The following is a 20,562-nucleotide window of genomic DNA, read 5'->3' on the forward strand; positions in this document are numbered from 1 at the left end:
CCATTCGACATTCGGGAGACTGTGTGTAGGGCATTGAGCGGCTCTGAGGAGGAATGACGATGGCCGCACTGGCAGGACAGCTGCTCTTCTTCGCGATGGTCGCGACGCTGATCGGCTGCGTGATCTGGGCGGTGTTCGTGATGCGCGAGCCGCGCCAGCCGCTTGAGGACGACGACGATGATGACGATGACGATGACGATGACGATGGTGAGTGGTGACCCGATTCTCCGCGGCGAACGTGAGCACACAGGGACGGCCACGATGCGGAGGCACTGGAGCGGCAGTGCCGCTGGCAAACACTGAGTTTCACTCGGCAGCTATTATCGCGCGGTGACCGATAACGGCGTTCCTCCTCAGTACTCGCATGACCCCCAGAACCCGTACGGGGCGCCCAACCCGTATGCGGCGCAGAACCCGTACGGGGCGCCCAACCCGTATGCCGCGCCGAACCCCTACGCGGCGCCTGCACCGGGCCCGGCGGCCTTCGAGGTGCCCGAGAAGTGGCGCAGCCGCTTCGACTTCTTCTCACGCTACGGCCAGCCCGCGTCTTCGCCCGAGGCGACGGCCGCGTTCAAACAGCTGTCGTTCGGTCAGCGGATGCGGCTCGGAGCGAACGGTCCGGCGTTCTTCTTCGGCCCGATCTACTTTGCGATCAAGGGACCTTGGCGTAAGGGCCTGAGCCTCTTCGGATTATCGTTCGTCGTGGGCTTCATCATCGCCCTGATCGAGTACGCCCTGAACTTCACCTTCCCGCCGGCCGCCTACGGCGCCGCGATCGGCGCGCTCTACTCCAGCACCGCGAACTGGGCCTACTTCCTCCATGTCACTCGCGGCAGTACCAGTTGGAACCCGTACGAGGGCACGCCGCTGTTCCGCCGGAAGAGCTGACGTCCGCATGCTCGGCCACGTGGCCGCGAGGTAGACCTCTGGCACGCAGCTCGGAGGGGGAGAAGGTGTTCCGATGTCGACAACCGTTGAGGCAATCCTTGTCACCGCTCTGGTTTTCGGGATCGTTGTCGCGATATTCGGCCTGATCTATGTGTGGGAGAAGTGGGGCAAAGGCACGCGACTTGAGCAGCGCATCGATCGCTTCTTTGATCGCGTCAGCGACATCTTCGACCGCTAGTGGGCTTCGGAATCAGCTTTCGCGAGCCTGCTCCGCACGCTGCGCCTTCAAGCGTCGCTGTTCGGCCAGCACGTTCCGATAGCTCTCGCGCTCGGCGACCAGCCACTCCGGCTTCTCCTCGAGCAGCTGATCGATCTGCTCGGTGGTAAGGGCATCCCCGACGCCACCGCGCGCGAGGCCGGCGATCGAGATGCCCAGCTTGGCCGCCACGAGATTCTTCGGGTGCGGCCCGTCCTTGCGCAGATCCTTGAGCCACTGCGGCGGGTCCGCTTGCAGGGCGGCGAGCTCGGCGCGGGTGATCGCGTTCTCCTGGAACTCCGCAGGCGTCGCGGGCAAATACACGTCCAGCTTCTTCGCCGCCGTGGCGGGTTTCATGGACTGCGCGTTCGGCCTGCTCATGGATTCAGCGTATCGGTAACCTGATGCGGTGACCCCGCAGTCCCTCACCCTCGGGTATGTCCCCGGCGGGACGCCCGCGAAGTGGGCTCGGATCTGGGCGGAGCGCCACCCCGACGTGCCGCTTCAGTTGTGCGCTGTCGACGCGGCCGACGCGGCCGACGCGGTACGGGCCGGCACCGTCGACGTGGCGTTGCTTCGGCCGTCCGCCGACATGTCCGGGCTGGCCCTCATCCCGCTCTACGAAGAGACGACGGTGGCGGTGGTCCCGACCGATCACCTACTCAGTGCCGTCGACGAGATCACCGCCGCAGACCTTGACGGTGAGCCGACGCTGCTGCCACTCGATGATGCGGTCGCCTGGGCGGGCGCTCCCGGTACCCTGGTCGATCACCGGCCGGAGACCACCAAGGATGCAATAGAACTCGTGGCGGCGGGGATGGGCGCTCTCATCGTTCCCCAATCGCTGGCGCGGCTGTATCACCGCAAGGACCTCACGTACCGCCCGATCGTCGATGCACCCACCTGCCCGGTGTCACTCGCTTTCCCAGAAGGTCCGCAGCCGGAACTGGTTGAGGAGTTCATCGGGATTGTGCGGGGCCGCAAACCCGGCTCTTCGCGGGGGCAGGCCCAGCCAGCACCGAAACGCACCGCACGAGAGAAGACTCTCGCGAAACAGGCCGCCCGTGCCGCCGCGGGCAAGGTCGCCCGCAAGCCTGGCCCGGCCAAACGTGGGCGACGCTGACGAATCGGGCAAAGTCGGTGCCGCCGAAGGCACAGATTGACATTCTGTGGAGAGCAAGATTCCAGAGATTTGCCAAATATGGGACACGTCGTTTGTGCGGAGATTATCGCGGCATTCGAATAACGGACGTAGGGTCGGATCCGAGGGCTCCGGCCTATTCTTTACATTGCTGACGACTGGGGACTGCTTTCCTAATTCGGCGAGCTCTGGCGTTAGCAGTCAGGGCTTTTCTGCGGCGGCTTCGCCTCGCGACGGGTCGATCGAAACCCGCCTTGGCTGGCTGTACCTGCTACGTAATCCAGGTCTATTGCGGACTACGTGTCGGACTTCTGTTGTGTACGCGATGTTTGCCGCAAAGGAAGGAGCAATTGACCGGTCAGCAGGCCTGTAATTGCGTATGAATTGGCGAGTGCAAGTTTTCGCGAACGATGGATAGGGCACTAACTTCCACATTATTCTCTCCTGGGTACGGGAGGTTGTCGGCGCCAGTTGTGACGGGTTCGAAGACCGTAGCCGTCGATTCTCGGGGGAGGAATCATGAGTGGAGACCCGTCACTGCGATTACTGTCGATCGACTTGCTCGACGACGACGAGCACGACAGCTTGGACGTCTGGGGCAACCGCGCAATCCTGACTCAGCCGGCGGCCGCGCCCGCTTCAATTCCGGAGTTGTTCTCGGCTCAGGTGACCCGGACCCCGGCTGCGGCGGCGTTGGTATGCGGGGAGCGGTCGTGGACCTACCTCGAGCTGGACCGGGCCACCAACATGCTGGCGCACCTGCTGGCCCGCCACGGAGCAGGCCCGGGCGAGACTGTCGCGCTGCTGTTCACCCGTTCCGCCGAAGCGATCATCGCGATTCTGGCCGTGCTCAAATCCGGGGCCGCCTATCTGCCGATCGATCCGGCGCATCCTGACGCGCGGATAGCCTTCATGATCGCCGATGCCGCGCCGGTCGCCACGATCACGACAACTGATCTGCGCCCGCGGGCGGCCGAATTCGACATCCCGGTAATCGAAGTCGATGGAGCTGCCCACGGCGGCCTGCCCGACAGTCGATTGTCCGATCCGGCCCCCGAGGATCTGGCGTACCTGATCTACACGTCGGGAACGACGGGTGTGCCCAAAGCTGTTGCCGTGACGCATCACAATGTCACCCAACTGCTCCAGTCGTTACCCGCCGTCTTGCCGTCCGTGTCGGAACAGGTTTGGTCACAATGGCATTCGCTGGTGTTCGACGTGTCGGTGTGGGAGATCTGGGGTGCTCTGTTACACGGCGGTCGGCTGGTGGTGGTGCCCGAGTCAGTGGCAAGCTCACCGGTGGACCTGCACGGCCTGCTGGTCACCCAGAAGGTCACGGTGTTGTGTCAGACCCCTTCCGCGGCAGGCATGTTGTCCCCAGACGGTCTGGACTCGACGACGCTGGTGGTGGCCGGTGAGGCCTGCCCGGCTGATCTGGTCAGGCGCTGGGCGCCTGGGCGCGTGATGATCAACGCCTACGGGCCAACGGAGACCACGATCTACGCGGCAGTCAGCGCGCCGCTGTCGGGACACACGAGCGTGGTGCCGATCGGCCATCCGGTGCCGCGTGGCGCGGCGTTTGTGCTCGACGAGTTCCTACGGCAGACGCCCGAGGGCGCGACGGGCGAGTTGTATGTGGCCGGGGCGGGGGTGGCGGTCGGATACATGCGGCGGAGCGGCCTGAGCGCATCGCGGTTTGTGGCCTGCCCGTTCGGTGCGCCGGGGCAGCGGATGTACCGCACCGGGGACCTGGCGCGATGGGACGGCAACGGGCAGTTGGAGTACCTGGGGCGTTCCGACGAGCAGGTCAAGATTCGTGGTTACCGCATCGAACTGGGCGAGATCCAGGCCGTGCTGGCGGAGTCGGACGGCGTGCACCAGGCCGTGGTGATCGCCCGGGAAGACCGTCCCGGCGACAAGCGCCTGGTCGGTTACATCACAGGCACTGCCGATCCGGCCGGGATTCGCACCGAAATGGCCAACCGATTGCCGGCGTACATGGTTCCGGCCGCTGTCGTGGCGCTGGAATCGTTGCCCCTGACAATCAACGGAAAGCTCGACCGGCGCGCCTTGCCGGCTCCGGAATATCGCAGCGGCGCAGATGAATTCCGGGCTCCGAGCACCGAGCTCGAGACGATTCTGGCCGAGATCTACGCCCAGGTGCTCGGCCAGGAGCGGATCGGCGTCGACGACTCGTTCTTCGCCCTGGGCGGAGACAGCATCCTGTCGATGCAGGTGGTGGCGCTGGCTCGGGTGCACGGCGTGCAGTTCCGGCCGCGTGATGTGTTCGTCGAGCAGACCGTGGCTCGGCTGGCGGCGGTGTGCCGTGCGGTTGGTGTCGATGACATCGTCGACGAGGGCCTCGGCCCGGTGGCTCCCACACCGATCATGCGGTGGTTGCAGACCGTCAAAGGGCCTGTCGGACAGTTCAATCAGGCAGTGGTGTTGCAAGCACCCGGGGAAGCGCCCGAGGGCGACCTGATCGCTGTGCTCCAAGCCCTGCTGGACCGCCACGCGACGCTGCGGCTACGGGTTCGGGTGGAAGAAGACGCCTGGTCGCTGAGCGTGCCCGATACGGGTTCGGTGGATGCCCGTGACTGTCTGCGAACCGTCGAGACGCTGTCGGACGAGGTGCTGGCGGCGGCGCGGAACCGACTTGACCTGTCTGCAGGCCGAATGCTCTCGGCATTGTGGATGCCAGCTACCGGGCAGCTGGCGCTGCTCATCCACCACCTTGCAGTCGATGGTGTGTCATGGCGAATCCTCTTGGAGGACTTCAATATCGCCTGGTCTCAATTGCGGCGTGGTGAACCGGTGCACTTGCCGCCCGGTGGGACTTCGTTCTCCCGGTGGTCAGCGGTACTGAACGACTACGCCAGTAGCGCCGAGGTGGTCGAGCTGTCAGACACCTGGCGGCAGGTGATGTCGAATCCACCCGCCTTGCCCGGAATCGACCCCGCCCGCGACACCTACGCCAACGCCGGGCACCTGTCGGTTTCGCTGGATCCCAAGACCACCATCCAGTTGCTCGGTGCGGTGCCTGCTGCGTTTCGCGCTGGGGTACAGGACATCTTGTTGATCGCATTCGGAATGGCATGGAACGAATTCCTGGGAGCCGGCGCGGCACCTGTCGGTATCGATGTGGAAGGCCACGGCCGGCACGAAGAGGTGGCCTCCGATATCGACCTGTCGCGCACCGTGGGCTGGTTCACCACCAGGTATCCGGTCTCGTTGTCGACCGGGAATCCGAGTTGGGAGCAGGTCGCCTCCGGAGCGGCCGTTGTCGGCCCGATCGTCAAAGCCGCCAAGGAGCAGTTGCGTGCCGTGCCGAACGGACTCACCTACGGACTGCTACGACATCTGAACCCAGAGGTGAATCTGGATGGTTCGGAGCCGACCATCGGATTCAACTATCTGGGGCGGGTCGGTGCCGGTGGGGCGGAGGACTCGGACGGTTTGTGGCGCATCGACCAGGAAGCGCTGGCTGTTGCTGACGCGGCATCGACGGTGGCCGTGCCGTTGATGCACACGGTGGAACTCAACGCGGGCACCCAGGACAGCGATGCGGGCCCGAGCCTCCGGGCCACGTGGACCTGGGCGCCGGCGCTCGTGGACGAGGCGCAAGTGTTTCGACTGAGCCAGTTGTGGTTTGAGGCGCTGACCGGGATCTGTATGCATGTGTCCTCCGGAGGCGGTGGCCTGACTCCGTCGGACATCGTGCCCGCCCGGCTGAGCCAGCAGGAAATCGACGAACTGGAGCAGCAGTACCGCATCGCCGACATACTCCCGCTGACCCCGGTCCAGAAAGGACTGCTCTTCCACACCGGCATCGGGCATGGGTCTGACGCCGCCGCAGCGGCTGACGTGTACACGGTGCAGTTGGATCTCACCGCCACCGGGGTACTGGATCGCGACCGGTTGCGCGACGCGCTGCACACGGTGGTGGGCCGGCACCCCAACCTGACGGCCAGGTTCTGCGTCCAGACGGGTGAGCCGGTGCAGGTTATTCCCGGCGATCCGGTGCTCGCCTGGCGGTACCTCGATCTGCGGGAAGACGACCGCAAGCCCGACGCCGAGGTCGACCGTCTGTGTGCAGCCGAACGGGCCGCGGTCTGCGACCTGCGCGGCCGGCCCGCATTTCGGGCGGCGCTGATCCGGACCGGGGGCACTGAGCATCGGATAGTTCTGACCTTTCACCACATCGTCATTGACGGCTGGTCGCTGCCGATCCTGATGCAGGAGATCTGCGCCAGCTATTTCGGGCAGCGGCTGCCGGTGACCGGGGCGTACCGGGACTTCGTGAGCTGGCTGGCCGGACGGGACCGCGACGCCGCGCGGGCGGTCTGGCGCCATGCGCTGGACGGGTTCGGGCATCCCACCCTGGTCGCTGCACCGGCAGATCCCGGGCCGCGTGGTGTGGAGTCCTATCGGATTTCAGCCGAAGTCACGAAAGCCGTTGGGGAACTGGCACGCTCATGTCACACCACCGTCAACACCGTGCTGCAGGCGGCGTGGGCGCAGCTGCTGATGACGCTGACCGGCCGGCGTGACGTGGTCTTCGGCACGGCGGTCTCGGGCCGCCCGGCGGAGTTGGCCGGGTCCGACACGATCGTGGGTTTGCTGATCAACACCGTGCCGGTCCGGGCCTACGCCACGGCGGATCACACCGTCGTCGATCTGTTGCGCCAGTTGCAGAGTGCCCACAACGACACCGTCGAGCACGAACATCTGTCGCTGAGCGAGATCCATCAGCTCACCGGTCACGACCGGCTGTTCGACACGCTGTTCCTGTACGAGAACTACCCGCTGGACCTCAGCGCCTTCGTCGGCGCCCAGGAATTGGCGTTCACCGGCTTCAGCACCCGCGAGTTCAACCACTACCCGCTGTCGGTGATCGTGATTCCCGGCCACGAGCTCGGTATTCGGGTGGAGTTCGACTCGGCGGTGTTCGACGTGGCGAGCATCGACTTGCTGATCGAGCGGTTCCGGCGACTGCTGGGCGCCATGATCGAGGAGCCAGGTCGGCCGTTGTGCGCCATCAATGTGCTCGATGCGGCCGAGCGCGAGCAGCTCGACGAGTGGGCACACCAAGAGGTGTTGTCCGAGCCGTTGGGCACACCCACCTCCATTCCGCAGCGGTTCGCCGAACAGGTGGCGCTGACCCCGCAGGCACCCGCGGTGACCTTCGAGGGCCGATCCATGAGCTATCGCGAGCTCGACGAGTCGGCCGACCGGCTGGCGAACCAGTTGGCGGTGAGCGGTGCGGGACCTGGTGAATTTGTGGCGCTGATGGTTCCCCGCTGTGCCGACGCGATCGTGGCGATGCTCGCGGTGCTGAAAACCGGGGCGGCATACCTGCCGATTGATCCTGCGGTACCGCCCGCCCGGTTGAGTTTCATGATCGCCGACGCCGCGCCGATCATCGCGGTCACCACGAGAGAACTGCGTCCGCGGTTGGACGGCTTCGACATACCGGTCATCGAAGCCGACTCCGCGACCGGTGTCGTCGGCCGCGCCGCCGAACTGCATGCGCCCGTGCCCGGCGACGTCGCCTACGCGATCTACACCTCGGGTACCACCGGAACTCCCAAAGGCGTTGCCGTCACCCATCACAACGTCACCCGGCTGTTCGATTCACTAGATGTCGGCCTCGCGTCGGCGCCGGGGCAGGTGTGGACGCAGTGCCATTCCTACGGTTTCGACTACTCGGTCTGGGAGATCTGGGGAGCCCTGCTACACGGAGCACGGCTGGTGGTGGTCGCCGACTCGGTAGCCGCGTCACCGCGGGAGCTGCATGAGTTGGTGATCACCGAAGGGGTCACCGTTCTGAGTCAGACGCCCGCCGCATTGGCGGCCCTCGAACAAGCGGGTCTGGAATCTACGGCGCTGATGGTGGCCGGCGAGGAATGCCCGTTGGAGGTGGTGGGCCGGTGGGCCCCGGGGCGGGTGATGGTCAACGGCTACGGTCCGACCGAGACCACGATCTATGCCGCGATCAGTGCTCCTTTGACGACCGGCACGGCCGTCGTCCCGGTCGGGTCGCCGGTGGCCGGGGCGGCGTTGTTCGTTCTGGACGACTGGCTGCGGCCCGTGCCGGCCGGCGTGGTGGGCGAACTGTACGTGGCCGGACTCGGTGTGGCTGTCGGATATGTCCGCAGGCCCGAGCTGACCGCATCGCGATTCGTGGCGTGCCCGTTCGGCGGGTCTGGAGCGCGCATGTATCGAACCGGGGATCTGGTCAGGTGGGGCGAAGACGGGCAACTGCAGTATCTGGGGCGATCGGACGAGCAGGTCAAGATCCGCGGTTACCGTATCGAGCTGGGTGAGATCCAGGCTGCACTGTCAGAACTCGACGGCGTGGTTCAGGCCGCGGTGGTTGCCCGTGAGGACCGTCCGGGCGACAAGCGTCTGGTCGGCTACGTCACCGAAACATCTAACGGGAGAGTCGATTCCGCCGAGCTGCGACGTACGCTGACCGATAGGCTTCCAGCGTACATGGTGCCGGCGGCCATCATGGTCGTCGATGCGCTGCCGCTCACGGTCAACGGCAAGCTCGACAAACGTGCACTACCCGCGCCGGAATTCCAGAGCACCGATCCGTACCGAGCACCGGCCACCGAGGCCGAGGCGACGGTGGCCGGCATCTATGCCCAAGTTCTCGGAGTCGAGCGGGTCGGAGTCGACGATTCCTTTTTCGAGCTGGGCGGTGACTCGATCTCAGCGATGCGGGTTGTCGCAGCGGTCAACACTGCACTGGATGCAGACCTCGCCGTACGCACATTGTTCGAAACGCCCTCGGTGAGCGGTCTGTGCCGGCAGCTGGACCGCGAGGCCGAATCGCGTGTCCTGCCGGGTGCCCGCGGAGGCGACTTCGAATCCGTGCACGGCACCGGGAGCAACGAACTGCGGGCCAGTGACCTGATGCTGGAGAAGTTCGTCGACGGGCCCACGTTGCGTACCGCCCCAACCCTGCCGCGCCCCGGCCGTAGGCCACAGACCGTGCTGCTGACCGGGGCCACAGGCTTCCTCGGCCGGTATCTGCTGCTGGACTGGCTCAGTCGCCTGCGCCGCGCCGACGACGCTGTCATCTGTCTGGTCCGCGCAGACTCCGACTCCGACGCGCGATGCAGGCTGGAGGCGACATTCGACACCGACCCCGTCCTGTACCGCCATTTCCGCGAACTGACCGACGGACGGCTCAAAGTGATCGCCGGCGACAAGGGCGAACCCAATCTCGGGTTGGACGAACCCACCTGGCGTCAGTTGGCCGAAACCGTCGACGTGATCGTCGATTCCGCGGCGTTCGTCAACGGAATCCTTCCCTACAGTGAGTTTTTCCAACCCAATGTGGTGGGCACCGCCGAACTGATTCGGTTCGCGATCACCACGAAGCTGAAACCGTACACGTTCGTGTCGACCGCCGATGTACGCCAGCAGATCGAGCCCTCGGCGTTCACCGAGCACGCCGACATCCGCGACATCAGCCCGGTTCGTGCGCTCGACGGTAGCTTCGCCAACGGTTACGGCAACAGCAAGTGGGCCGGGGAAGTGCTGCTGCGCGAGGCCTACGACCTGTGCGGCCTTCCGGTCGCGGTGTTCCGCTGCGACATGATCTTGGCCGACACCACCTACGCGGGCCAGCTCAACGTGCCGGACAATTTCACCCGGATGGTGCTGAGCGTCGTGGCCACCGGACTCGCGCCGGCGTCGTTCTATCAACTCGACCCCGATGGCAATCGTCAACGAGCCCACTACGATGCGTTGCCCGTCGGGTTCGTCGCCGAGGCGATCACCACGCTGGGCTGGCAGATGGCCCGTGCAGGCTCGGCCGACTTCGAGACGTATCACGTGATGAACCCGCACGACGACGGAATCGGCATCGACGAATTCGTCGACTGGCTGATCGAGGCCGGCTACCAGATCGAGCGCATCGCCGATTTCGGAGAATGGTTGCAGCGCTTCGAGACTGCCCTACGCGCGTTGCCCGAGCGCCAACGCAGGCATTCGGTGCTACAGATCTTGGCCTCGCAGTTCACAAGGGATTTGGAAGCCCCGGAGCCCACCCACGGATCCTATGGCCCGACCGATCGATTCCGGGCCGCGGTGCGGGAAGCCGGAATCGGTCCTGACACCGAGAATCCAGATATTCCAAGCATCTCACCGCCCATCATCACCAAATACGTCACCGAATTGGAGCGGTTCGGCCTGCTTCCGCCGCTCGAATCGTCGGCATAGCGGGTTGTGCTCCTGAGGTGGGACTCGGGAGTTCGGGAATCGCGAGCCGGTGCGCACGGTTCGTCCACATATGACAACAAACGGCGATGTTGCGTCCTTCGGTCCTAACGCGCCCGGATACGTGTGGAAGTCGGCAACGGACGTCGAACCGATCGAAGTCTCTCCCGGAATCACCGTGCAGCCGCTCTGGCGGGGAGCCAACGGTGCGAAGGCGGCGGTGACAACCATCGCGGCGGGCGCTGTCTGGGACGGCGAAGACCTACATGACCCCGGGCCCGAAGAGGTCTACGTCGTCTCGGGCGTCTTCAATGACGGCGTCAACGACTACACCGCGGGAACATTCCTGCACGCCCCGGCCGGGTCGTGGCATGTCCCGCAGTCTGCCGAGGGGTGTGTGCTGTTCCTTTTCTACCCAGAAGGCTAGGTAGGAACCAGCATGGTTAACCCCCGATAGCAGAACGCCACTCGTCGTACATGGCCTCGATCAGTATCGCGACTTCGTCGTAGGTCTCCCAGGTATCCGGTGTTTCGTATGTCGAGTCGTAACGGGCGACGACGGGCACATCGCCAAAACGCCGAAGGTAGGGGCGGTAAGCGGCTGAGGTGAACGCATTGCCTGTATCGGTCAGCATGAACGGATCGATCTGGTCGACACAGTGCCGGCGTAGATATTCACCCGGGGTGATCATCCGCTCGTGGAGCTCTGAGGGGGCATGGTCGGGCTGCGCCATGCCGTGCAATGCAAGCCATGCCATGAACATCCCGATGTGGGTGCTGGCGGCCGCCGGCACCAGCCCGTTTTCGATCGCCGTGTCGTGATGCCAGCCGGCGTCGTCGTACGTCATGGGTCGAGGCTATGCCCTGCGAGGCGTGCCCCGCTGCACAGATTCTCGTTCTGCGAGGCTCGACGAATCAGGCCGGGAGCGCCTTCACGATGTCTGATGCCGCCCGCGTCCACGCTGCGACGTCGGGTGGCGCGGGGATATTGCCGGCCACGAGCACCACATTCGCCAGATACTTGTCGGTGGCTACCCGCATCGCCGGGAAAGCGTCTGGGCGCGTGAGTGGTTCGATGATCATGCGCTGTCCGATGCCGGGAACTTCCGTGGCTCCCGGTTCGCCGATGTCGGCGAGGAGCTGCTTGGTGATGAGACCGGTGGACGGTGATTGAACCTTGATGGTCGCCGTGAACGACAGAACGCCACCGGCGGTGGTGTAGTAGTTGCAGCTGTGCCCGGCGGTTCCGTCGGACCTCTTGATCTCGGTGTCCCGACCGTCATCGATCTCGACGCCTGCCAGGTCCGACATCTGCCGACCGCTGAGCAGGCAGTCGGTGGGCAGGACATGTTCACGCCACATCCCGGTGGGCGAGCGCTGAGCTGGTGCATCGTGAACCCCGGCGACTGGTTGCCCGGTCACGACGTGCGAACAGGCAGCGGCACACGCGAAGGCCCCGAGGGCCACAGCGAATCCGCATTTCCTGCCGAATCGTCCTGGCAAATGCACGTTGCCACGCTATCCGATGGATAGAGGAGATCGGGGCACGTGCGGTGGCGGAAAAATCAATGGCGGTCGCCGTGGCCAGCCCGCACGCTTGAGGTATGGAGGCCCACCTGCATCAGTCACCGGCCGAGTTCGAATCGGCGGAGCGGTCCGTGTACCGCCCGGACCCCGTGCTGTTCACCTTGGAGCTGACGACACTGCACACGGCGCCCTGGCCCGCCGAGCGAATACTGCTGTCGGTAGCCAACGGAAACGGTGTCGCGGGTGCGGCGGTCCAGACGCGCGACTCGGTGCTGTTGGTGAACGGCCTGCCGCCCGAGACTGCGTTGGCCGCAGCCCAGGCGCTGGCTGGCGCAGGGACGAACCTGTCTGGGGTGCGCGGAACACCGGCGACGGCAACGTCTTTCGCTCAGGCGTGGCATGCGGTCACAGGTGTGCAAGCGAGTGAGTCATCCCGCGACGTGCTCTACCGGCTCGGTGAACTGGTACCTCCGAGTGGTGTGGCCGGCGACTGGCGAACCGCCGAAACCGGGGACGCGGAGACCGTCGTGCGCTGGCTGAACGAGTTCTTCATCGAGGCATTCGGCGAGCCATCGAATGTCGAGGCGAGTCGGGCGATGCTCACCTCGATCGTCGATGCCGGCGACCATGTCCTGCTGTGGGTGGTGGACGGCGAACCGGTCAGCATGGCGCGGGTGCGCGCTGCCGTCGCCGGCGCCTCTCGTATCGGCCCGGTCTACACCCCGCCCGGACACCGCGGCCACGGGTATGCGGCCGCGGTCACCGCCGCCGCCGCGCGATTCGCGCGCAGCGAAGGTGCCAGGGAGGTGGTGCTGTTCGCCGACACCGACAATCCGGTGTCCAACCGGGTGTATCAGCGCATCGGCTTCGTGGCCGTCGCCGAGGACGTGCGGTACACGCTGAGCGGAGACTGATCGACTGCTCGTGTGCCGTGGCAGGCGACGGTGCATGGCACGGCACGGCACGAGGAGGCACCGCTACGGTGTCGGCACCTCCGGCGGTGCCGGTGCCGGATCCGGCATGTGCCCTGGCTCGTCGGGAAGAACGGTCTCCGCACGTACCTCGTAGGTGTCGTTACTGTTGACCTTGTCTTCGACCCAGCCGCCGGGGTAATAGGTGCAGTTGGTGCCAAAGTAGGAGTTGGAGCAGCTGCTGGTCGGGTTCTGATAGTGACGGGGAATTCCGATGAGTCGGTGCCTGGTCCACGACCCGTCCGGTCGGAGCGGCTCGTCGCAGATTTGACGCGTCTCCGAACCAAGGAAGCCCCACGGGCGTTTCTCGCAGTTCGGCGGAATTTCGGCACTTGCGGCGGGCGCGTAGAGCGTTGTGGCGCCGAAGGCCATCCCCAGTCCTAGTAGGAGAAGAGCACGGCCGGTGCCGCTTACTGTCATGGCGATCCTTTTCGATTGTCGAAGATTGAAGGCAGCGTCAATTTAATCGAAAGTGATGTTTGCCGCGGGTGAATCGGCGCTGGAAGGAATGGGTGCGGCCGCCAGGGCGGGCCGTGTCTCGACCCGATGAATCCATCTGCCCCTACTTCGCCCCTGCGATGAAGCGCGGCCGGCCCGTCAGTCATCCGCAGATGCGGACGCTTTGAGGAGTTTTCTCCCGTAGTGACGGTCGGTCTACATCGGCCTATAGCGGCCGGCGCAGAAATGTGAAGCCTCTGCGACAACATCGCAGAGGCTTCACATTTGGTGCTCGGAACGGCTAGGTGTGCTGTGGGCTCTGCGCCTTCTTGTACAGCGACTTGAGCAGCAGGTCACGGAAGGTGTGGTTGTCCAACGCCTTCAGGCCCGCGCCCGCGACCGCAGGGATCCCCGCGAGCTTGTTGAAGAAGCGGCCGCGCCGGTATTCCCGACCCCACGCGGCGCGCATCCGCTGCTCGTAGTTGGTGAAGTCGTCTGGGCCGCCGTTGGTGAGCGCGGCGATCGCGCACTCGCCTGCGGTCAAGCCGGATTCGAGCGCCTTGGAGATACCCGCACCGGACACCGGCTTGCCCGCACCCAGCGAGTCACCGGCGAACAGCACGCCCGGACGCCACGGCGGCCACGCCGTGAAGCCCATCGGCAATCGCCAGGCCCGCACGCTCTTGTTCTTCTTGAGTTCCTCGATCGGCGGCAGTTCCCATTCGGCAGGCAGGGTCCGCATGAAGTCGCCGAGGAACTGGGTGGCGTTGATCGACTGCCAGTTCTTGTAGCTGTTCACGTAGCCCAGGCCGATGTTGAACCGGCCCCCGCCCATCGGGAAGATCCAGCCGTACCCGGGCAGCTGATCACCCTGGAACATCAGCTTGAGGTAGATCTCGAAGGCATCGCTGTCGGGGCGGTTGGCGTGCATCTCGGACCGGATGGCGATGGCCGAGTAGCCGTTGTACTCCGAGTCGATCTTCAGCGCGCGCTTGATGGGGGAGTAAGCGCCATCGGCCGCGATGACCGCGTCGCCGTAGACCTTCTCACCGCTCTTGAGCACCACTCCGACCACGCGGCCCTTGGCGTCGAACTCGGGTCCGGCGACCTCGGCGCCCTGGCGCACCTCCGCGCCGGCCGACTCGGAGTGCTTGAGTAGCAGTGTGTCCAGTTCGGTCCGACTCACGGTGTGGCCGTGGTCGGGCATGCCGGGACGCCGAGGGAAGGACAGATCCCACTCGCTGGGGCTGTACACGGTCACCTTGTTGACCCGATGGAACTTGGAAACCTCGTCGGCCAGGCCCATCTTCTGCAGGTAGCTCACCGCGCGGGCGGTCAGCCCGTCGCCACAGGGCTTGTCGCGGGGGAACTCTGCCTTGTCCAGGACCAACACCTTGGCGCCGGTCTGAGCGGCCTGCCACGCCGCGGCTGACCCCGACGGGCCGCCACCTGCTATGACCAGGTCGTATCGCTGCGTCATGAGCCTCGTCTCATCGGTTGACTGTGGCTGCGATAGTACCCAAGCGAGCTGTCGGGGGCTTGACGGGCGAACGCCCGGGTCAAACGGTACAACCGCGTGTTGTGAGGCGGTCTGGGCAGGTCAGCGCTATCAGGGCGGGTACAGTGATCGCGTGCGGCGAACGTCGAGATCACATTCCAGCGATAGCCCGGGCGTCAAGGTTGACGCCCGTAGCGAGCGCTGGCGTGAGCACCGAAAGAAGGTGCGGTCGGAAATCGTCGACGCCTCGTTCCGGGCGATCGACCGGTTGGGCCCCGAGGTCAGCCTGCGGGAGATCGCCGAAGAGGCCGGTACGGCCAAGCCGAAGATCTACCGTCACTTCGCCGACAAGTCCGACCTGTTCCAGGCGATCGGCGAGCGGCTGCGCGACATGCTGTGGTCGGCGATCTTCCCGGTGATCAACCTCGGTGCCGATCCGGCCCGGGAAGTCATCCGCCGCAGCGTCGAACAGTACGTGCTGCTGGTCGACGAACACCCCAACGTGCTGCGGTTCCTGATTCAGGGCCGATTCGCCGAACAGAGCGAATCGACCATGCGCGCACTCAACGAGGGCCGCGGCATCACGCTGGCGATGGCCGACATGTTCTCCAACGAGCTGCGCGAGATGGAGCTGGACGGGGCCGCGATCGAACTGGCGGCGTTCGCCACCTTCGGTGCGTGCGCATCGTCCACGGACTGGTGGCTGGGCACCGAAGAGGACAGCCCGCGCCGGATGCCGGCCGAGGAGTTCGTCAACCACCTGACCACGATCATGGTCGGTTCCATCAACGGCACCTGTGAATTGCTCGGCATCTGGATCGACCCGGATCTGCCGCTTCACGAGGGTGTCCAGCGTCGCCAGCACGCCAGCTGATCACCTCGTTGACAGTCGGGTCCCAGGTCCGGAGACTGGGGAATATCCGGTACCGCCGTTCCCAGAAAAGGACCTGAGCTATGACGGCTGCCCAACCCTCGCCGCAGGGTCAGCAACCAATCCGCACCCGCGCCCTGATCATCGGCAGCGGGTTCTCGGGGATGGGGATGGCGATCGAGCTGCAACGCCGCGGCGTCGATTTCCTCATCCTGGAGAAGGCCGACGAGTTCGGCGGGACATGGCGCGACAACACCTACCCGGGGTGTGCCTGCGACATCCCGTCGCACATGTACTCGTTTTCCTTCGAGCCGAAGGCCGACTGGAGCCACATGTGGTCATTCCAGCCCGAGATCCAGGACTACCTGCTGGGCGTGGCCTCCAAGTACGGGCTGCGCCGATACACCCGGTTCAACACCCATGTGGACCGCGCGCACTGGGACGACCAGGAGCTGCGCTGGCACGTGTTCAGCGACAGCGGCCAGGAATTCATCGCCCAGTTCCTGGTCTCTGGCGCAGGCGGCCTGCATATCCCGCAGATTCCCGACATCGAGGGACGCGAGGAATTCACCGGTGCGGCTTTCCATTCCGCGGAATGGGACCACAGCGTCGACCTCACCGGCAAGCGGGTCGCGGTGATCGGCACCGGTGCCAGCGCCATCCAGATCGTGCCCGAGATCGTCCGGGACGTCGCCGAGCTGCACCTCTACCAGCGCACCCCGGCATGGGTCATGCCGCGGGTGAACAACAAGTTCCCGCAATGGATTCGGCGCACGTTCAGCTATGTGCCCGGCACCCGCGCCGCGATGCGCGCCGCCATCTACTGGATCCACGAGGGCGTCGGCTTCGCCATGACGCAGCAGCCGCGGCTGCTCAAGATCGGCGAGGCGATGGGCCGCTACAACATCAACCGCAGCATCAAAGACCCCGAGCTGCGCCGCAAACTCACGCCGAGCTACCGCGCCGGGTGCAAGCGAATCCTCAACTCCGACACCTACTACCGCGGGATCGCCAACCCCAAGACCCAGGTGATCACCGAGTCGATCACCCGGATGACCCCCACCGGCATCGTGACCGCCGACGGCGTCGAGCACCCGGCCGACGTCGTGGTGTTCGCCACCGGCTTCCACGTCACCGACTCCTATACCTACGTCGACATCAAGGGTGCCGGCGGCGAGGACCTGGTGGACCGCTGGAACCGCGAGGGAATGTCCGCCCACCGCGGCATCGCGGTCGCGGGGATGCCCAATCTGTTCTTCCTGCTGGGGCCCAACACCGCACTGGGGCACAACTCGGTGGTGTTCATGATCGAGCAGCAGATCCGCTACGTGGGTCAGGCGATCGCTGCCGTCGACAAGGCCAGGGCCGAGGCGCTCTCACCCAGCCCTGCCGCCCAGGCGGAGTTCAACGCCGAGCTGCAACGCGATCTGGCCGACACGGTGTTCAACACCGGAGGTTGCCGGAGCTGGTACATGGACGCCCACGGCGTCAACCGCACCCTGTGGAGCGGCATGACCTGGCAGTACTGGCTGGCAACGCGCAAGCTGGACCCGAAAGAGTTCGATTTCATCCATGAGGCGAGCGACACGAAAACACTAGATGCTGGGGTCCCAGCAGGTGCTTAGCCCCAGGGGTAGTGTCGTGAGTGCTGTTCGGCAAACAAAACGACCTGGTGAAAAGGGGTTCCGGTGAGCGAAGGCATGAAGCTGATCGACCGTGTCTCAGCGATCAACTGGAACCGTCTCCAGGATGAGAAGGACGCCGAGGTCTGGGATCGGCTCACCGGAAATTTCTGGTTGCCGGAGAAGGTGCCGGTGTCCAACGACATCCCGTCGTGGGGCACGCTCACCGCGCACGAGAAGCAGCTCACCATGCGGGTGTTCACCGGCCTGACGCTGCTGGACACCATCCAGGGCACGGTCGGCGCGGTCAGCCTGATCCCCGATGCGCTCACCCCGCACGAGGAAGCCGTCTACACCAACATCGCCTTCATGGAGTCAGTGCACGCCCGCAGCTACTCCAACATCTTCTCGACGCTGTGCTCGACGGCCGAGATCGACGACGCGTTCCGCTGGTCGGAGGAGAACCCGAACCTGCAGCGCAAGGCCGAGATCGTCATGCAGTACTACAAGGGTGACGAGCCGCTCAAGCGCAAAGTGGCCTCCACGCTGCTGGAGAGCTTCCTGTTCTACTCGGGCTTCTACCTGCCGATGTACTGGAGCAGCCGGGCCAAGCTGACCAACACCGCCGACATGATCCGGCTGATCATCCGCGACGAAGCCGTGCACGGCTACTACATCGGCTACAAGTACCAGCGCGGGCTGGCCCTGGTCGACGAGGAAAAGCGTACGGAGCTCAAGGATTACACCTATGAGCTGCTCTTCGAGCTCTACGACAACGAGGTCGAGTACACCCAGGACCTCTACGACGAGGTCGGGCTGACCGAGGACGTCAAGAAGTTCCTGCGCTACAACGCCAACAAGGCGCTGATGAACCTCGGCTACGAGGCGCTGTTCCCCAAGGACGAGACCGATGTGAACCCGGCGATCCTGTCCGCGCTCTCGCCGAATGCCGACGAGAACCACGACTTCTTCTCGGGGTCGGGCTCGTCGTATGTCATCGGCAAGGCTGTCAACACCGAAGACGAGGACTGGGACTTCTAGCTAGTTGGCGTACGGGTTGCGCCCCTCGCCGGTGTTGAGCAGCAGCGGGTTGTTCACATCGAGGGCATGGCTGCCGCCCGGGCTGAGGACGAAACCCGCTCCGTCATACGAGTTGCTGCACACCGTCACCGTGCCGTCGGTCCCGCACGTCACATCGCGGAAGCTGATGCGTGATCCGGGCAGCAGCCGGTTCGGCAGCTTGTCGAACACGAACAGCGGCCGGTTGTCGCTGACGAACGTGGGCAACCCCCGTTGTCCGCCCGTGACCGCGTTGGCCCCGTCTGGTGCTGCGGGCAGCGGGCCGCTGCAACCGTAATTGCCCGACCCGCGACTGATGGCGCATGCGATATCGCCCGGCACCGCAAATGCGTAGTACTCGCCGTTCTGCATCGCGAAGTCCGACGGCTTCACCGGCGTCAGGGCGTTGAGATTGAGCGGCGGTGGGGGTGGAGGCGGCGGCGGGTCCGCCGCAGCCACGCCGGGGAAACCCACGCCGGCGCCGATCGCCGCGCTCATCAGGGCCGCCAGCATCATTGTGCGCATCACGTCACCATAAGGCGTCACCACCTGGCACGCAGTACTGCCCGGGCGCAAAGTGCCTGCTTCGGTGACCGCGCTTTTCGATCGCTCACTCAGCGTTCGCCCAGTGAGCTGACAGTTGGCGTTGATATGAAATGAGCTGATGTACCAGCTCATTGCGCAGATCTCGCTGATACACGGCTGGTTCCCCGTCGTCGTGCAGCTGATCGCCGCGCTGCTGCTGGGAACCGCCGTGGGCTGGCGTTCGCCGCGCTGGCGCCTACGGATGTTGCCGGCGCTGGTGGCCGCGGCCGCGGTGCTGGCGGGCGTGACCTACTGGTACATCGATTCGATCGGGGTGGCCGGCAACGCCGGCCCGCCGGCGTTGTGGGTCTGGATCGCGCTGACCGCGCTGGCCGTCGGTGTGGCGCTTCTGGGGTGGCTGAGTGCCCGGTGGTGGCGGCGCACCGCGTCGGTGGCGGCGATCGGGGTGTGCGGGCTGGCTTGTGTACTGACACTCAACATGTGGGTCGGATATTTCCCGACCGTGGACGCCATGTGGAAGCAGCTCACGTCGAGTCCGCTGCCGGGGCAGACGGACCGGTTGACCGTGACGAAGATGCAGCTGGCCCACTTCCGGCCCACCAGCGGGGTCCTGGTCCCGGTGACCATCGATTCGACGGCGTCAGGCTTCACGCACCGCGGTGAACTCGTCTACCTACCGCCGGCCTGGTTCGCCAGCAACCCACCGCCGCGACTGCCGGCAGTGATGATGATCGGCTCGCAACTGAACACCCCGGCCGACTGGCTGCGGGCGGGCAACGTCCTGGGCATCATCGACGGATTCGCGGCCGCCCATGACGGCAATGCGCCGGTGTTCGTGTTCGTCGATGCCACCGGTTCGTTCACCAACGACACCGAGTGCGTCAACGGGACCCGGGGCAACGCCGCCGACCACCTCACCAAAGACGTTGTTCCGTATCTGATCTCGAACTACGGCGTGCGCGCCGACCGCGACGGGTGGGGGATAGCGGGCTGGTCGATGGGCGGCACCTGCGCGGTGGACCTGACCCTGATGCACCCGGATATGTTCCGGTCGTTCGTCGACATCGCCGGCGATCTGCGACCGAACACGGGAGACAAGACGCAGACGATCAACCGGCTCTTCGGCGGGGACACCGACGCCTGGGCGGCCTACGATCCGGTCACCATCCTGCGTCGCCACGGTCCGTACTCCGATGTCACAGCGTGGTTCGAGGTGCCCGTTTCCCAGCGCGGCGGAACCACTCACGATCCCACGGCGAATCCCGAGTCGCAGGATGTCGCTGCCACCACGCTGTGCAACGCGGCACGTACCGATGCGATCGCTTGCTCGGTGCAGACGGCTCCGGGCCGGCATGACTGGGCATTCGCCGCCAATGCCTTTGGCGCCGCACTACCGTGGCTGGCCGGTCAGCTGAACACGCCCGGCGTGGCAGCGACCGACCTGCCGCCGTCGACGGTGGGGCAGCAACCCACCAACGTCCAGGCCGCGCCGCGTTAGTTTGACTGGACGAGC

17 protein-coding genes are annotated in these 20,562 nt (G+C 65.3%); 11 read left to right on the forward strand and 6 right to left on the reverse strand.

Annotated elements, in window-relative coordinates:
* Positions 1-59: 59 nt before the first annotated feature.
* The 3 genes from EH231_RS33715 (at position 60) to EH231_RS33720 (ending at position 1,126) form a co-directional block, all read left to right on the forward strand.
* On the forward strand, positions 60-218 hold the full coding sequence (locus EH231_RS33715; RefSeq protein WP_164480723.1) for a hypothetical protein: 159 nt from the start codon (positions 60-62) through the stop codon (positions 216-218).
* A 112-nt stretch (positions 219-330) separates the two neighbouring features.
* Entirely contained in the window at positions 331-888 is a 558-nt protein-coding gene (locus EH231_RS01195; RefSeq protein ID WP_090424951.1) for a DUF2628 domain-containing protein, read from the forward strand.
* Between the two features lie 73 nt (positions 889-961).
* Positions 962-1,126 carry a hypothetical protein gene (locus tag EH231_RS33720; protein ID WP_164480724.1) on the forward strand — a complete coding sequence of 55 codons (165 nt, stop codon included), beginning with the start codon at positions 962-964 and terminating at the stop codon, positions 1,124-1,126.
* Between the two features lie 12 nt (positions 1,127-1,138).
* On the opposite strand, the gene EH231_RS01200 is transcribed toward EH231_RS33720, so the two are convergent.
* On the reverse strand, positions 1,139-1,525 hold the full coding sequence (locus EH231_RS01200; protein ID WP_090424952.1) for a DUF5997 family protein: 387 nt from the start codon (positions 1,523-1,525) through the stop codon (positions 1,139-1,141).
* A gap of 28 nt (positions 1,526-1,553) precedes the next feature.
* Between EH231_RS01200 and EH231_RS01205 the strand changes: the two genes are divergently transcribed.
* From EH231_RS01205 to EH231_RS01215, 3 genes are all read left to right on the forward strand, one after another.
* Entirely contained in the window at positions 1,554-2,267 is a 714-nt protein-coding gene (locus EH231_RS01205; RefSeq protein ID WP_124711717.1) for a LysR family substrate-binding domain-containing protein, read from the forward strand.
* A gap of 537 nt (positions 2,268-2,804) precedes the next feature.
* Positions 2,805-10,520, forward strand: coding sequence for a non-ribosomal peptide synthetase (locus tag EH231_RS01210; protein WP_124711718.1), 7,716 nt, complete (start codon positions 2,805-2,807; stop codon positions 10,518-10,520).
* A gap of 70 nt (positions 10,521-10,590) precedes the next feature.
* Complete coding sequence (locus tag EH231_RS01215) at positions 10,591-10,944, forward strand: cupin domain-containing protein (RefSeq protein ID WP_090424955.1); 354 nt, start codon at positions 10,591-10,593, stop codon at positions 10,942-10,944.
* Positions 10,945-10,960: 16 nt separating this feature from the next.
* Here EH231_RS01215 and EH231_RS01220 read toward each other — a convergent pair whose 3' ends face one another.
* Positions 10,961-11,365 (reverse strand): DUF7832 domain-containing protein, encoded by a 405-nt coding sequence (locus tag EH231_RS01220; protein WP_090424956.1) that lies wholly within the window; start codon positions 11,363-11,365, stop codon positions 10,961-10,963.
* A gap of 67 nt (positions 11,366-11,432) precedes the next feature.
* Entirely contained in the window at positions 11,433-11,939 is a 507-nt protein-coding gene (locus EH231_RS01225) for a hypothetical protein (RefSeq protein WP_124711719.1), read from the reverse strand.
* A 182-nt stretch (positions 11,940-12,121) separates the two neighbouring features.
* Here EH231_RS01225 and EH231_RS01230 point away from each other — a divergent pair, with 182 nt between their 5' ends.
* Complete coding sequence (locus EH231_RS01230) at positions 12,122-12,958, forward strand: GNAT family N-acetyltransferase (RefSeq protein ID WP_124711720.1); 837 nt, start codon at positions 12,122-12,124, stop codon at positions 12,956-12,958.
* A gap of 63 nt (positions 12,959-13,021) precedes the next feature.
* Here the strand turns inward: EH231_RS01230 and EH231_RS01235 are convergent, their stop codons facing one another.
* Positions 13,022-13,387, reverse strand: a complete 366-nt coding sequence (locus EH231_RS01235) for a CDGP domain-containing protein (RefSeq protein ID WP_090424959.1) — start codon at positions 13,385-13,387, stop codon at positions 13,022-13,024.
* Positions 13,388-13,754: 367 nt separating this feature from the next.
* Positions 13,755-14,933, reverse strand: coding sequence for an NAD(P)/FAD-dependent oxidoreductase (locus EH231_RS01240; RefSeq protein WP_124711721.1), 1,179 nt, complete (start codon positions 14,931-14,933; stop codon positions 13,755-13,757).
* A 151-nt stretch (positions 14,934-15,084) separates the two neighbouring features.
* Between EH231_RS01240 and EH231_RS01245 the strand changes: the two genes are divergently transcribed.
* From EH231_RS01245 to nrdF, 3 genes are all read left to right on the forward strand, one after another.
* Positions 15,085-15,825, forward strand: a complete 741-nt coding sequence (locus EH231_RS01245; protein ID WP_090424961.1) for a TetR/AcrR family transcriptional regulator — start codon at positions 15,085-15,087, stop codon at positions 15,823-15,825.
* Between the two features lie 80 nt (positions 15,826-15,905).
* Positions 15,906-17,447: a flavin-containing monooxygenase gene (locus EH231_RS01250; RefSeq protein ID WP_124711722.1), complete on the forward strand. Its 1,542-nt coding sequence runs from the start codon at positions 15,906-15,908 to the stop codon at positions 17,445-17,447.
* A gap of 75 nt (positions 17,448-17,522) precedes the next feature.
* Positions 17,523-18,485: a class 1b ribonucleoside-diphosphate reductase subunit beta gene (gene nrdF, locus EH231_RS01255; RefSeq protein WP_003881215.1), complete on the forward strand. Its 963-nt coding sequence runs from the start codon at positions 17,523-17,525 to the stop codon at positions 18,483-18,485.
* Here nrdF and EH231_RS01260 read toward each other — a convergent pair whose 3' ends face one another.
* The gene (locus EH231_RS01260) at positions 18,486-19,028 is read right to left on the reverse strand and encodes a hypothetical protein (protein WP_164480725.1); all 543 of its coding nucleotides are present in this window, start codon (positions 19,026-19,028) and stop codon (positions 18,486-18,488) included.
* A 139-nt stretch (positions 19,029-19,167) separates the two neighbouring features.
* Between EH231_RS01260 and EH231_RS01265 the strand changes: the two genes are divergently transcribed.
* Positions 19,168-20,547, forward strand: a complete 1,380-nt coding sequence (locus EH231_RS01265) for an alpha/beta hydrolase (protein ID WP_124711723.1) — start codon at positions 19,168-19,170, stop codon at positions 20,545-20,547.
* The last annotated feature ends 15 nt before the right edge of the window (positions 20,548-20,562 follow it).

Source organism: Mycolicibacterium nivoides (genome assembly GCF_003855255.1).
Lineage (GTDB): Bacteria > Actinomycetota > Actinomycetes > Mycobacteriales > Mycobacteriaceae > Mycobacterium > Mycobacterium nivoides.

Coding starts and splice junctions, on each gene's coding strand:
- EH231_RS33715 (WP_164480723.1), top strand. CDS start 60: ATGGCCGCACTGGCAGGACAGCTGCTCTTCTTCGCGATGGTCGCGACG.
- EH231_RS33720 (WP_164480724.1), top strand. CDS start 962: ATGTCGACAACCGTTGAGGCAATCCTTGTCACCGCTCTGGTTTTCGGG.
- EH231_RS01200 (WP_090424952.1), bottom strand. CDS start 1,525: ATGAGCAGGCCGAACGCGCAGTCCATGAAACCCGCCACGGCGGCGAAG.
- EH231_RS01210 (WP_124711718.1), top strand. CDS start 2,805: ATGAGTGGAGACCCGTCACTGCGATTACTGTCGATCGACTTGCTCGAC.
- EH231_RS01215 (WP_090424955.1), top strand. CDS start 10,591: ATGACAACAAACGGCGATGTTGCGTCCTTCGGTCCTAACGCGCCCGGA.
- EH231_RS01220 (WP_090424956.1), bottom strand. CDS start 11,365: ATGACGTACGACGACGCCGGCTGGCATCACGACACGGCGATCGAAAAC.
- EH231_RS01230 (WP_124711720.1), top strand. CDS start 12,122: ATGGAGGCCCACCTGCATCAGTCACCGGCCGAGTTCGAATCGGCGGAG.
- EH231_RS01235 (WP_090424959.1), bottom strand. CDS start 13,387: ATGGCCTTCGGCGCCACAACGCTCTACGCGCCCGCCGCAAGTGCCGAA.
- EH231_RS01240 (WP_124711721.1), bottom strand. CDS start 14,933: ATGACGCAGCGATACGACCTGGTCATAGCAGGTGGCGGCCCGTCGGGG.
- EH231_RS01250 (WP_124711722.1), top strand. CDS start 15,906: ATGACGGCTGCCCAACCCTCGCCGCAGGGTCAGCAACCAATCCGCACC.
- nrdF (WP_003881215.1), top strand. CDS start 17,523: ATGAAGCTGATCGACCGTGTCTCAGCGATCAACTGGAACCGTCTCCAG.
- EH231_RS01260 (WP_164480725.1), bottom strand. CDS start 19,028: ATGCGCACAATGATGCTGGCGGCCCTGATGAGCGCGGCGATCGGCGCC.
- EH231_RS01265 (WP_124711723.1), top strand. CDS start 19,168: ATGTACCAGCTCATTGCGCAGATCTCGCTGATACACGGCTGGTTCCCC.